Annotated in this window: 10 protein-coding genes; 9 read left to right on the top strand and 1 reads right to left on the bottom strand. The window is 57.8% G+C overall.

Annotation, left to right across the window (positions count from 1 at the left end; genetic code table 11):
* The first annotated feature begins 91 nt into the window (after positions 1–91).
* The 9 genes from QCE79_RS08995 (at position 92) to QCE79_RS08955 (ending at position 11,373) form a co-directional block, all read left to right on the top strand.
* Positions 92–2,083, top strand: coding sequence for a polysaccharide biosynthesis tyrosine autokinase (locus QCE79_RS08995; RefSeq protein WP_309845269.1), 1,992 nt, complete (start codon positions 92–94; stop codon positions 2,081–2,083).
* Between the two features lie 90 nt (positions 2,084–2,173).
* Positions 2,174–3,442: a Vi polysaccharide biosynthesis UDP-N-acetylglucosamine C-6 dehydrogenase TviB gene (gene tviB / locus QCE79_RS08990; protein ID WP_309843508.1), complete on the top strand. Its 1,269-nt coding sequence runs from the start codon at positions 2,174–2,176 to the stop codon at positions 3,440–3,442.
* An 11-nt stretch (positions 3,443–3,453) separates the two neighbouring features.
* Positions 3,454–4,530, top strand: a complete 1,077-nt coding sequence (locus QCE79_RS08985; RefSeq protein ID WP_309843506.1) for an SDR family oxidoreductase — start codon at positions 3,454–3,456, stop codon at positions 4,528–4,530.
* Complete coding sequence (locus QCE79_RS08980; protein ID WP_309843504.1) at positions 4,527–5,702, top strand: glycosyltransferase; 1,176 nt, start codon at positions 4,527–4,529, stop codon at positions 5,700–5,702. Before QCE79_RS08985 ends, QCE79_RS08980 begins: the two co-directional genes overlap by 4 nt.
* Positions 5,699–7,069, top strand: a complete 1,371-nt coding sequence (gene murJ, locus QCE79_RS08975) for a lipid II flippase MurJ (RefSeq protein WP_309843501.1) — start codon at positions 5,699–5,701, stop codon at positions 7,067–7,069. The genes QCE79_RS08980 and murJ overlap by 4 nt, the downstream gene beginning before the upstream one ends.
* Positions 7,070–7,150: 81 nt before the next feature.
* On the top strand, positions 7,151–8,050 hold the full coding sequence (locus tag QCE79_RS08970) for a glycosyltransferase family A protein (protein ID WP_309843498.1): 900 nt from the start codon (positions 7,151–7,153) through the stop codon (positions 8,048–8,050).
* Positions 8,051–8,053: 3 nt separating this feature from the next.
* Complete coding sequence (locus QCE79_RS08965) at positions 8,054–9,193, top strand: glycosyltransferase family 4 protein (RefSeq protein WP_309843495.1); 1,140 nt, start codon at positions 8,054–8,056, stop codon at positions 9,191–9,193.
* Between the two features lie 338 nt (positions 9,194–9,531).
* Complete coding sequence (locus QCE79_RS08960; RefSeq protein ID WP_309843493.1) at positions 9,532–10,221, top strand: right-handed parallel beta-helix repeat-containing protein; 690 nt, start codon at positions 9,532–9,534, stop codon at positions 10,219–10,221.
* A gap of 78 nt (positions 10,222–10,299) precedes the next feature.
* Complete coding sequence (locus QCE79_RS08955) at positions 10,300–11,373, top strand: EpsG family protein (protein ID WP_309843490.1); 1,074 nt, start codon at positions 10,300–10,302, stop codon at positions 11,371–11,373.
* A gap of 6 nt (positions 11,374–11,379) precedes the next feature.
* On the opposite strand, the gene QCE79_RS08950 is transcribed toward QCE79_RS08955, so the two are convergent.
* Positions 11,380–12,582: a glycosyltransferase family 4 protein gene (locus tag QCE79_RS08950; RefSeq protein ID WP_309843487.1), complete on the bottom strand. Its 1,203-nt coding sequence runs from the start codon at positions 12,580–12,582 to the stop codon at positions 11,380–11,382.
* Positions 12,583–13,221: the final 639 nt, after the last annotated feature.

The raw sequence follows: 13,221 nt of genomic DNA, 5'->3' as shown, positions 1-13,221 counted from the left end.
CCGCTGCCTGAGAAGCGACGGTGCGTTTCTTCTTCATCGGCATATCCATGACTTTTACCTCTCATAATATGCCTCGCCCACAGAATTACGGATAGGTCCTGTCAAATCGTCAGCGGATGGCGAAATCCAGATTCTTGGTTCGCGGCTCGTCGCGTCCGGAACGGTCGACGCGCTGAAACTCAATGTCGAAGCGAAGCCACGCTATTTTCCCGTGTTCGGTAAATGGATGGCATCTCACAACGACGGACTGTCGAATCCTGGGGTATTCGGTTGGGGCGGTTTCGATTGGGGCAGCGAATCGATCGAGCTTGCCGCCTTCGAGGTTCCCCGCAAGCTTCAGGGACGCAGCTACGACCTGACAGTGCTGAAGGACAACCGGTACAGCCTGAGCGGTTACGGACTGGAATCTCCAGTGACGGGTTCTATCGGCACCGAAGAGAAGTTCAACTCGAGCTTCGGCGCGCTCACCCTGAAGGTCACCAAGCTGTCCGGAAGACCGGGCGCCAGCTTCGTCCTGAAATCTCGTTCGAGCCAACTCACGACCGATGACCTCATCAAGTCGTTGCAGATCATCGAGCAGGGCAAGCACTCGGGCGTGATTTCCGCGACGCTCGAAAGCACGGACCCCGTGCTTCTGAGCGACACGCTGAATGAACTCGGCCGCCAATACGTTAAGCAGAATGCCGACCGCAAAGCGGCTCAAGCGGAACATTCCATCTCGTTCCTCGACGCTCAGCTTCCCGTCATGAAGCAGCAACTCGAAGACGCTGAAGCGAAGTTGAGCGAATATCAAAACAGTCACACGATCGTGGACTTGTCCGAGGCCGGCAAGGTCAGCTTGCAGCAATCGGCCGACGCGGAAACACGCCTCATCGCGATGAAGCAAAAGCGCCAGGACTTGGCGACGCGTTTCGGTCCGATGCATCCGTCGTTGCTCGCTATCGACGAACAAATCGCGACGAACCAGAAGCAGATCGATAGCATCGCCGCGCAGATTCGCCAGATGCCGCTGACCGAGCAGGACATGCTCAAGCTTCAGCGGGATGTGCGTGTTTCGACGGACCTGTATGTCGCCATGCGCAGCAACGTCGAGCAGTTGCGTCTGGTGAAGGCGGGCAAGATCGGCAATGTGCGGATCGTCGATACCGCCGATATCCCCGAGCGCCCGGTCAAGCCGCGCAAGCTGATCGTCATGGCCGCTGCGACGATCGTCGGTCTGTTCCTCGGAACCTTGCTCGCTCTCGTGAAAGACCGCTTATTCACGGGCGTCACCGATCCGATCTCGCTGGAAGAGCACACCGGTCTCAGCGTCTACGCCACGATTCCCGTTAGCGACAAGCAAGCCGAACTCATGCGTAACCTGCGAAGCGACGGTTCGCGCCCGCTGGTGCTCGCGAATCTGTATCCGAACGATCCAGCCGTGGAGAGCCTGCGCAGTCTTCGGACCGCGTTCAAGTTCGTCGCGTCGGGCGGAAAAAATAACGTCGTGTTGATCGCGGGTCCGACACCGGAAATCGGCAAGTCGTTCGTGTCCGTCAACTTCGCGACGGTGCTGGCGTCGAGCGGCGCCCGCGTGTTGCTCATCGATGCGGACATGCGCAAGGGTTATCTCAACCGGTACTTCGGTCTGGGGCGCGATGCCGGGCTTTCCGACGCGATATCCGAAGCCAGGTCGGTCGATTCTGTCGTGCATCGGGACGTTCTTCCCAATCTCGATTTCGTCTCGTCGGGCAATTATCCGCAGAACCCTGCGGAAGTGCTCTCGCATAAAAACTGGGGCGATTTCATATCGGCGGCATCCCGTGCCTATGACGTCGTCATCGTCGACGCGCCGCCAGTACTTGTCGTTTCCGACGCGGAAACCATCGTTGGCTCGGCGGGCAGCGTCTTCCTCGTCACGCGCTCTGGCGTGACGCGCGGCGGAGAGGTCAGCGAATCCATCAAGCGTCTGACGCAGACCGGCACGCAAGTCACCGGCTTGCTGTTCAACGCAATCAAGCCGCGCGGAAGGATCTATGGCTACGGCGGCCGGTATCAAAGCTATCGCTATACCGGAGACGGTTACTACCAGGACCGCTCCTGATCGCAGCACTCGCTAAAGGCACGCCGTGACGAATTCGGCGTCGATGTTTCAAGCGAAGCATCGAGAAACACTGAAGGTTGGTTAAACGAAATGTTAGAAAATCTCCGTATTGCAATCATCGGTCTGGGCTATGTAGGTTCGCCTCTTGCCGTCGAGTTTGGTCGCGGGCGTCCCGTAGTCGGCTTCGATATCAACACGACGCGTATCGATGCGCTGAAGCAGGGTATCGATTCGACGCTCGAAGTAAGTACCGAGGAACTCGCCCGCGCAAGTCAGCTTAGTTTCAGCGCCGATGCGGCGGATCTTGCCAAGTGCAACTTCTTCATCGTCACGGTGCCGACGCCAATCGACGCGTACAACCGGCCCGACCTCGGCGCGCTCATCTCGGCGAGCCAGACCGTCGGCAAGGTGCTGAAGAATAACGACATCGTCGTGTTCGAATCGACGGTCTATCCAGGCGCCACCGAAGAAGTCTGCGTGCCCGTGCTCGAGCGCGTCTCTGGTCTCAAGATGAACGTCGACTTCTTCGTCGGCTACAGTCCCGAGCGCATCAATCCCGGCGACAAGACGCATCGCGTAGTGGACATTCGCAAGGTGACGTCCGGTTCGACGCCGCAAACCGCGCGCAAGGTCGATGCCGTTTATCGCGAGATCATCACGGCGGGAACGCACATGGCGGAGAGCATCCGCGTGGCCGAAGCCGCGAAGGTCATCGAGAACACGCAGCGTGACGTGAATATCGCGTTGATCAACGAACTCGCGATCATCTTCAATCGCATGAATATCGATACCGAGTCCGTGCTGCGCGCGGCGGGTACAAAGTGGAACTTCCTGCCGTTCAAGCCGGGTCTGGTTGGTGGTCACTGCATCGGAGTCGATCCTTACTATCTGACGCATAAGGCCGAAGAGATCGGATATCACCCGGAGATCATTCTCGCGGGTCGTCGCCTCAACGACAACATGGGGCAGTATGTCGTCGCGCAACTCGTCAAGGCGCTGGCGCAGAAGCGCATTGCTATCGCCGATGCGCGCGTGCTCATTCTCGGTCTCACGTTCAAGGAAAACTGCCCGGATATTCGCAACACGCGTGTCATCGACATCGTCAGCGAGCTTGCAGAGTATCAGGCGCATGTCGATGTCTGCGATCCGTGGGCGCTTGTGCACGAGGTCAAGGACGAATACGGCATCGATCTCGTCGAGTCGCCTGAGGCGGGTGCTTATGACGCGATCGTTATCGCGGTCGCTCACGAGCAGTTCGTCACGCTCGGAAAGGGCATGCGCGATTTCGGCAAGAAGGAGCACCTTCTCTACGACCTCAAATATGTCTTGCCGGCCGATGGCTCGGATCTGCGCCTGTAAGGATACTCACGATGAATCGCTATCAGGTTATCTGCGAAGCGTTGCGAGCGAATCCAGTGCGATGGCTGGTCACGGGCGCGGCGGGATTCATCGGTTCGAATCTCGTCGAGACGCTGCTCAGGCTGAATCAGGAAGTCGTCGGGCTCGATAACTTCGCGACCGGTCATCGGCGCAATCTCGACGAAGTGGCGACCTCGGTGTTGCCGGAGCAATGGTCACGCTTCACGCTGATAGAAGGCGATATCCGCAATGCGCGAGATTGCGAGACCGCTGTCGCTGGCGTAAAGCATGTGCTGCATCAGGCCGCCTTGGGATCGGTGCCGCGTTCGCTGAACGATCCGGTCGCGACCGATCAGGTGAACATCGGTGGCTTCCTCAACATGCTGGTCGCCGCGCGCGATGCAGGCGTATCCAGCTTCACCTACGCGGCGTCCAGTTCAACATACGGCGATCGTCCGGCGCTTCCCAAAGAGGAAGCGAATATCGGACGTCCGCTTTCGCCTTACGCCGTCACGAAGTACGTGAATGAGCTCTATGCAGAAGTCTTCGCGCGTTGCTACGGCTTCAAGGCGACAGGCTTGCGCTACTTCAACGTCTTTGGCAAACGCCAGGACCCGAACGGCGCGTATGCGGCGGTCATTCCGCGCTGGATCGCCACCATGATGAGCGGCGAAGACGTGCAGATCAATGGCGACGGCGAGACGAGCCGCGACTTCTGCTTCGTCGATAACGCGGTACAGGTCAATCTGCTCGCAGCAACGGCGAGCGATGATGTGCGCGGACAGGTCTTCAACGTCGCACTCGGAGATCGCACGACGTTGAACGAGTTGTTCGGCTTGCTGCGTGACACGCTTGGAGAATACGGCATTCGATACGATCGGCCGCCGACATACCGCGCGTTTCGCGCAGGGGACGTACGTCATTCGCAGGCCAGTATCGAGAAGGCGAAGTCGATGCTTGGATATGCCGACGGCGTGCGGCTCGACGAAGGCATTCGGACCGCCGTGCCGTGGTATATCGCGTCGACGAAGACGCAGCGAGACCACGTCCAATCTTCCGATGCGAGCAACGGTAATACATCGCGATGAAGGTTCTGCATATCATCAGCAGCCTCGATCGCGGTGGTGCCGAGGCGGTGTTGTTCCAGGTTGTGTCGCACGGGCGCACGAGCGGCATCGAGCATCGCGTGGTCTGTATGCGCGGAGAAGGGTACTACACGGCGAAGTTGCTCGAACAAGGCATCGAAGTCGAAGCGCTGAATTGTTCGAGAGGCCGAATCACGCCGCGCGCGTTGCTTCGTCTCTGGTCGGTCATGCGCGCGTTCGGCCCGGACGTCGTGCAGACCTGGATGTATCACGCCGATCTCATTGGCGGCGTGCTTGCCTATCTGACGCGCTTCAAGCCGATTTGCTGGGCAGTTCATCACGCGAATCTCGACTCCGACAAAAACACACGCATGACGGTCCGGATCGCGAAGATGTGCGGATTGCTCTCGCGCTTCGTGCCGGACCGCATCGTGTGCTGCTCGAAACGAGGCCAGGCCGCGCATCAACAGATCGGCTATGACGGCAGCAAGTTCTCGTGGATCCCGAACGGCTACGACATCGAACGCTTCTCGCCGGATCCTCATGCAAGGGCCGCGCAACGACAGTTCTGGCAAGTCTCGGACGATATACCGCTTATCGGATGCGTCGCGCGTTGGAATCCTCAGAAAGACCATCCGAACCTGTTTCGCGCCGCGGCGATGCTCGCCGATAATGGCGTCGCTTTCAAACTGGTGCTCGTCGGCGCCGACATGACATCCGCGAACGCCGATCTTCTCGCATCGCTCGATGCTGTCGGTTTGCGCGAACGCGTGCTTCTGGCGGGACCGTCGGACGATATCCCAGGCGTCATGAACGCGCTCGATATCCACGTGCTGCCGAGCGCTGGCGAAGCGTTCCCGAACGTGGTCGCCGAGGCGATGGCTTGCGGCACGTTGAGCGTGAATACCGATGTAGGCGACGTTGCCACGATAGTCGGTAGCGAAGGATGGGTCGTCCCGCCTGGTCATTCAGTCGCGCTTTCAAAGGCGCTTGGTGCAGCAATTGCAATGATCCGCACGACTGAAGGTAAAGCGCGCAGGGAACGTGCGCGCACTCGCATTGTGAGTAACTTCGGTCTCGAGCGGATGCAGAAAGCGTATGAGTCGACCTGGCGCGAAGTCGCCGCGCGCGCGGGCAAGGTCGTTCCGCGGCATCGCAGAGAGAAACGGACATGAGCTTCGGACTGGCCTCCAAGCTTCGGGCCAAGCTTGCAAACGCGCATCCGGATCATCGCAGGATAGCGAAGGGCGCCGCATGGGTATCGCTCTTCGTGCTGATGGGCAAGAGTGCCGGCGCCTTCAAGGAAATGGCGATCGCGTATCGCTATGGCGTGAGCGGTATCGTCGATGCCTACCAGTTGTCCTTCACGCTCGCCACATGGATACCTTCCATGCTCGTCACGGTGCTCAGTACCGTGCTGATTCCCGTGCTCGTGCGCATGCGCAATGACGACACCGACACGCTCGCCAACTTCATCGGCGAATTGCGTGGCTTGGCGTGGCTCGTCGGTCTTGCCATCGCCAACGTGCTCGTTTTTGCATCGCCCGTGGTGATCGCCTATGTGGGCGGACCGCTGCCCGAGCATACGAGATCGCTTGCGATGCAATTTATCGTCGGCATGTCGCCGCTCGTGCCGCTTACCTTGCTCATGTGTATCGATGCCGCGCGCTTGCAGGCACGCGAGCGGCATATCAACACGTTGCTCGAAGCCGTGCCGGCTGCAGTGCTCTTTTTCGTGGTGATCCTCAGTACCAGTTCGTCGATCAAGCCGCTTTACATGGCCGTTACGCTCGGACTCGCGCTGCAAGTCTATTTGTTGTCGATGTTCGCAAGGCGTGCGGATAAGGTCCGCGCTCCCATTCGCTTCGGATTCAGTTCGCCGCAGTGGCGGGCCATGGCGCATTCGATCGGCGTCATGCTCATCAGTCAGGCCATCCTTGCTTGTATCGTGCCTATCGATCAATACATGGCGACCCGTGAAGGCGCTGGAGCGGTCGCCACGCTTGGTTATGCCAATCGGCTGATTGCGTTGCTGATGGGTCTCGGTGCATCGGCAATCGGAAGGGCGACGTTGCCCGTGTTGACGCAGACAATCCGCAATGGCGAACGCGAGCGCGCTCGATCCATGGCGATCAAATGGGCCTACGTCATGTTCGGAATCGGCGCCGTGGCGGCATGTGTCGCTTCGTTCGCCGCGCCTTTGATCGTGCGTGTGCTGTTTCAACGAGGCGCCTTCACGGCGGTCGATACTGAACATGTCGCGGTCTTGCTTCGCTGGTTCACGCTGCAATTAGCGCCAGCATTTGCCACATTAGTGTTGATGCAGATGGCAGCCAGCGAAGGGCGCTATCGGTCGATCGCGTTCATCACATGCGCAGGCTTCGTCGCCAAGGTCGCGGCCAACTTCGCCTTCACACCAATGCTCGGTTTGGCCGCGCTTCCTGTAGGCACTGCTGTCATGGCCGGCGTCGTGTTCGTTCTCTATCTTTTCTCCATCCACGAGAACGAGGAAGAGGACATGGAGCAAGAGCATGCAGCCTGATTTCTCGCCGATGCCTTGTCTGACGCGATCGCCGACTTGGAATCGCCTCACCCGCATGCCACGCATTGTCAAGTTTTCTCGATGACGTTCATCTCTGTTATTACCGCCAGCTATAACCGTGCGGCTCAGTTGCCAAGCTTGTTCGCCAGCCTCGAAAAACAAAGCGACAGAGATTTCGAATGGATAGTCGTCGATGATGGCAGCGTCGACAACACGCGCGCGCTTTGCGAGCGCTGGGCTGACCAGGTCGATTGGCCGCTGCGCTACATTCAGAAACCGAACGGCGGGAAGCATACCGCGCTGAATCGGGGCTTCGCACTTGCGAAAGGCGAGTTGATCATCACGGTCGATAGCGATGACACGCTCGCGCTCGACGCCATTGCGACGATTCGCGAAAACTGGTCTTCGTGTCGAACCATTCCCGACGTATGCGGCATGAGCTTTCTGAGACTGCGCGCGGATGGACGCGTGATCGGTGACCGTTTCGAGCCGGACCGCGAGTTGGCGACATACATCGATATGCGCATCAATCGCGGCGTGCGTGGCGACAAGGCCGAAGTCTGGCGCGCAGACATCTTGAAGCAGTTTCCCTTTCCGGAAGTCGAAGGCGAGCGCTTCATGATGGAGTCCGCCGTGTGGGGAATGATCGGGCGGCGGTATCGGATGCTGCACGTCAACATCGGCTTCTATGTTTGCGAGTATCTGTCCGATGGTCTGACGCGAGGCGGCGCGGCGCTGACGGTCCTGTGCCCGGTCGGGTCCGCACACGGCATTCGCTGGGCAATCGCGCCGCCGGTCAACATGCGCACGCGGATCGTGATGACGTGGCGGCTCATTGCTTACGAGTTTTTGGCGCGACGTTCCGTGTACCAGATCGCGATGGCGTCCGGGCATCGCTTGCAGGTGCTGTTGAATCTGCCATTCGGATCAGCGCTTTATTTGTACTGGCGGTTCAAGTTTCGACGTGAGTTAGGTCGGTAGGTCATGAAAAAAGTCGTTCTCTTTGCCAATACGGATTGGTACCTTTTCAATTTTCGTTTGTCGCTCGCGAAGAATCTTCGGGACAATGGCTGGTCGGTGTTGCTCATGTCGCCGCCGGGGCCTTATGTCGCGGGGTTAGAGGACGCCGGATTCCGCTGGCTTCCCGTGCCGATGCAACGACGCAGTCTGAACCCCTTGCGGGAACTCTTGCTGGTCTTGCACCTATGCCGCCTGTTTCGCAAAGAGCGGCCAGATGTCGTGCATGGCTTCACCATTAAATGCGCGGTGTACGGTTCGCTTGCGGCGCGTCTCGCGCGCGTCAGGCAGCGCGTCAACGCTGTGGCAGGTCTCGGCTTCGTGTTTACGAACGATTCGTTAAAGGCGCGCGTCTTACGACCGCTGGTCAAAATATTGATGCGCGCGACGTTGAATGGCCGCGGCGCATCGCTGATTCTCCAGAACCCGGACGATGTCGCGATGTTCATCAACGCCGGGATCGTCGACAAGTCTTGCATCCACCTCATTCCCGGATCGGGCGTGAACGTACAGAAGTTCGCCCAACGCGCGAAGGACACGAGCGGCACGCCGCGACCGATTCGCGTTTTGCTGGCTGCGCGCCTGCTGTGGGACAAAGGCATCGCGGAATACGTGGAAGCGGCGCGCGTGCTGCGAAACAGCCAGCGCTCGTTCGAATTCCTGCTCGCCGGCGATCCCGACGAGGGCAATCCTGCTTCGGTGCCGACAAAAACGGTTGAGGCCTGGGTCGAGGAGGGCACGCTGACTTGGCTCGGTCATGTCGGTGACATGCCGGCGTTGCTACGCGACATCGACATCATGGTGTTGCCCAGTTATAGAGAAGGATTGCCAAAGGCGATGATCGAAGCCGCAGCATGCGGCATCGCGCTGGTGACGACGGACGCGCCGGGTTGTCGCGAGGTCGTGAGTCAAGATGGCGTCGATGGCTTGCGCGTTCCGGTGAAGGACGGCGTCGCGCTGACAGATGCAATCGCGCGTCTTCATGACGACCCGGTGTTGCGCGAAACGATCGGTGCCAATGCGCGCGTTCGCGCGCTCGCAGAGTTCGACGAAAGGATCGTGATCGAGCGGACCGTTGCGGTGTATGGAACAACGCAGAACGCTTGAGAACGATCATGATAAGCAGAAGAGTTGCGCTCAAAGTCATAGCGTCGATGCCTCTGGCGCATGGGCTTGCGTGTCGGTCGGCGGCGGCTAAGATATTGAATGAAGACGACGTCGTGCATGCGAGTGTCTTCGGCGTCGTGAGCGATGGCGTGAGCAATGACACGTCGCGTCTTCAGGATGCGATCGATCGCTCAGTTGGCAAGACGTTACTCATTGGCGGACAATGCCGCATCGACACGCAAGGACTGAGTCTGCGAAGCGGCTCGCGCGTTCGCTTCGAACCGGGCGCCTCGATCAAGTTGCTTGCGCATGACACGCCTTCGTATCAAATGTTGCGCATGTGGGACGTGAGCGACGTTGTGCTGGAGAACGCGACGCTAGACGGCAGTCGTGAGTTGAACTCGGCGCAGCCCAAAACGCATTCGGAAGGCTACGGCATGGGCATTTCGATAGCAGGTAGTTCAAAAATCACGATCAAATCGGCAACCACGGTGGGTTGCTGGGGCGACGGTATCTACCTGGCGAACAGTTATCAGCCGACCAGCATGCCGCCTCAGTATATTCACGTGATTGACCATCACGCGAATAACTGTCGTCGACAGGGAATCTCCATCATTAGCGGAAGGAACGTTTTCATTGAAGGCGGTCTGTGGGAGAACATCGGTGGAACGGCGCCGTCGGCGGGTCTGGATATCGAGCCCAATTCGAATCGGGACGTGCTAGAAAACATCAGGATCGTCAACCCTGTCACGCGAAACTGCAAGATCGGCATCCTCGTCTATCTCTTGAAGATTGCCGGTGTCGAGTCCAAGGACGTGCAGATCGATATCAGCGGTCAGCGCGATGAATCCGCGAAGATCGCCGCCTTTAGCGTTTCAGGTCTCGATACCAAAGGTTCAATTGTGAAAGGACGAATCGTCAATCGATCGGCGACCTGGATCAAGCCAAAGCTTCTTTCCGTCGAAAGCCACGATTACGACAAGCGCGGACCGCAGATCGTAGTAACGGACTTGAAGACTATTCGATAATCGGCGCACTTCGCCGACGACAACCTCGCAAGGCAGCAAGCCGGCGCCGAGCGCATAATCCGACCTAAAAGAATTTCGATGAAAGCCAGAATGACTCAAGCGCCGAGTCCAGCAGTTCCCCGTCGCAAAACTCAGGCGCGCGCCTACCTGACTACTCCTGGCGGCTGGCTATTCATCCTCATAGCGATTCTGTTGCTGGTGGTGGTTGCGGTAGGTGATCGTACGATGCTGCTCGATCAGGACAATTACCTGGAGTACTTCAGCCAGACAACGTGGGACTGGTTCGTCAATCTTTATCAGACACGCACTTCAACGCTCAGTTTTGTCATCAGCACGGTGACGGAGGAATTCGGCTGGCGTACCTGGTTGATCGTATTGAATGCGTTCGGCGTAACACCCGATATTGGTGTAAGACTGACCGTCGTATTGGCGAACGCACTTGTCATTGCGGCGCTTTTAGAAGTCCGGCGACCGCTACTAGGGCTGCTTCTTTGGGCGGTCGTTCCGGTAGCCTTGGCTACGGTCGGACTGTTTCAAATCCGTCAAGGTTTGGCATTCGGCATAGCGATGCTTATCACGCTGCGCTATCAGCGGCCCGTCCTCGGATGGGTGCTCGCGAGCTTCGTTCATACGACCTTCGCGATACCCGCGTTGCTATTGCTCTCCATTCGAGCGTGCGGAGATCGAAAATGGCCAGCGTTGATCGTTTCGAGTTTGACGGCGTTCGTACTCGCCGCCGCGGCGGGCTATCTTTTCAATAATTTCGGCGGCAGGCGAGTCGAGGAATATGCGGACTACCAGGACGATTTCACTATCCGGCTGCTCATCCTGTTGATCGTCTATGCAACGGCTTCTGTCATTGTGCTTTATACGCAATGGAAAGAGAAGGGCACAGCGAAGGACAAGGTATGGACGGAGCTATGCACGATGCACGTTGCGCTCATGGCTTATTTGGTCTTTGCGTATGTGCTGTTTCCGTTTGGGAAGGGACGCGTGTGGTATTGCATAGCGTTACTGCTGCCGTACGTGATCTCGCAAATACGATTCAAGAACGCGTTCTTGATATGGTGGACTGCGCTGATTCTTCTTGCCCTGACGGCAGATGCCCTCAAGAATTATCAGGCTGATGTCTACAGCTATTTTCTTCATTAGGCGATATCAACGGCGCGTCGAGTCGTAGGCGCCTTGCGATTCGTGTGAGTCGTAATCTGTCATGTCGTTTTCATGGATGGGTCGGCGCGCCGCGGCATCGTCGGTGTCCACGCCAACGCGCGTGAACAACTCGTCCCACACGCGAAGAATCGTATTCGTTGAATATCGCTCGCGAACGGACTTTGCGCCTTTGCGACTCAGTTCGGCACGCAGCGTGTCATCGGTGAGCATCCTTTGAATTGCAGCGGCTAACGCTTGCGGATTGGCGACTGGCACAAGCAGCGCGTCCTGCCCGTCGCGCGTGATGTAGCGCGGACCACTGAGACAATCGACAGCTACGGCGGGAACGCCTAAAGCCATACTCTCGGCGAGCGCGAGGCCGAATCCTTCGAAGCGGGATGACATGACGAATGCCTGCGAGCGCAGAATCTCCGTCCATGGATTTTCGGTGACACCCGGAAGAAAGATGCGCTGGGTCATACCTTGCCTTTCGATCTCCGCTTCGAGCGATGCGCGTTCGGCGCCTTCACCCCATATCCACAGATCCCATTCTGGGCACGCATTCGCAATGGACGAGAATGCGTCGATCAAAAGGCGATAGTTCTTTTGCGGATGCAATCGTCCGAGCGAAACGAGGCGCATGCGCGCGCCGGTTTCGATAGACGGCGCCGACTGCTGGAATAATTCGTCAGGCAGCGGATTTGGGACGACAGCAATATGTCGCATGCCGGGCACCATTGTCTTGAACGGCGCGACGATATTTTCGGTGAGCACCGTTATCGCGCTGGCGCGCGGGTAAGCCAGACGAGTAAGCAGTTTCCATAACGCGGATCGTCCGTCGCGAGATGGATCGTTATGCTCACAAGCGATAACCGGAATGCCCAAGCCTAATGTTGCAAGAATTGCGGCTACGTTGACATTGGTTAAAAAGGAAATTGCGACGTCGGGACGGTTCTCCCGGATGAGCGAGCGCAAAGCCCGCTGCCGCTGAACGAAGCTCGATAACTTGCCGCCTTGACTCCCTGCACGGTCAGTCAGATAGATGAAGCGAACGTTCTCGGAGATCTTGTAAAAGCAATCACCCTTACCGCTATATGTAGCGATCAGCGTGACATCGTCACCGCGCTCACTCCAGGCATTCACGAGCGTGGCCGCGACCCTTTCCGCGCCGCCGCTTCCCATGGAACTCACCAATAGCGTGATTTTCATTTAAGTGATGCTCCAATTGGATGAGCTAACGAGGGGATGTCGCACTGTTGACGATCAGAGAAGTTACGAGTCTTTAAGGACGCTGCGAGTTTGACCACGGGACATCAAGACGATCGCATAGGTATGCAGTCTGAAGTCACGGTTGTGGGCTATGTAATCGCGTTCGCGTAATGGCGGATGGTTTCGCACGATGAACGACACGAGCGAGCCAAGTTGAAAAAAATCGGCTCTGACGAAAACGGCGCGCTCGAAAGCTAAAGAAGACTAACGATCTTATCATCGGAGCGAGTCTATCGATGTCTTTTGGAATGCAACTTTGTGGAGATGGCGTGCTCAGGGTCCGAGCTTAGAAAAATTTTGCGGAGCACGCCAGCAATGTCTCGGACGTGCCACGCGTCACACACCGACCGAATGGCAGATTGCAATATCAGGATGGTTCAGGAGAAACTCTCCGCCCGGACGAGGTCTTCCACACGCAATAAAGAACGAGCGACGCACGATCATGTACGAGAGTCGGCTCCCATCTTCGATGGTTCAAACGGCTGGCGTGCAAAAATAGCGAATACTTACTCGAACCATTCAAAAAAACAGGCAGTGTCTGGAGGCGACGAAGTTGATCGTGAATGTGATTTTTAACGT

Source organism: Caballeronia sp. LZ003, from assembly GCF_031451465.1.
GTDB lineage: Bacteria > Pseudomonadota > Gammaproteobacteria > Burkholderiales > Burkholderiaceae > Caballeronia.
Note: the sequence above shows the minus strand (reverse complement) of the source record. Positions and strands in the feature narration are given on the sequence as shown.

What these genes read in the sequence shown, in the direction of transcription:
- QCE79_RS08980 (WP_309843504.1), top strand. Translation starts at nt 4,527, where the DNA reads ATGAAGGTTCTGCATATCATCAGCAGCCTCGATCGCGGTGGTGCCGAG.
- QCE79_RS08950 (WP_309843487.1), bottom strand. Translation starts at nt 12,582, where the DNA reads ATGAAAATCACGCTATTGGTGAGTTCCATGGGAAGCGGCGGCGCGGAA.
- QCE79_RS08965 (WP_309843495.1), top strand. Translation starts at nt 8,054, where the DNA reads ATGAAAAAAGTCGTTCTCTTTGCCAATACGGATTGGTACCTTTTCAAT.
- QCE79_RS08985 (WP_309843506.1), top strand. Translation starts at nt 3,454, where the DNA reads ATGAATCGCTATCAGGTTATCTGCGAAGCGTTGCGAGCGAATCCAGTG.
- QCE79_RS08970 (WP_309843498.1), top strand. Translation starts at nt 7,151, where the DNA reads ATGACGTTCATCTCTGTTATTACCGCCAGCTATAACCGTGCGGCTCAG.
- QCE79_RS08960 (WP_309843493.1), top strand. Translation starts at nt 9,532, where the DNA reads ATGTGGGACGTGAGCGACGTTGTGCTGGAGAACGCGACGCTAGACGGC.
- murJ (WP_309843501.1), top strand. Translation starts at nt 5,699, where the DNA reads ATGAGCTTCGGACTGGCCTCCAAGCTTCGGGCCAAGCTTGCAAACGCG.
- QCE79_RS08955 (WP_309843490.1), top strand. Translation starts at nt 10,300, where the DNA reads ATGAAAGCCAGAATGACTCAAGCGCCGAGTCCAGCAGTTCCCCGTCGC.
- tviB (WP_309843508.1), top strand. Translation starts at nt 2,174, where the DNA reads ATGTTAGAAAATCTCCGTATTGCAATCATCGGTCTGGGCTATGTAGGT.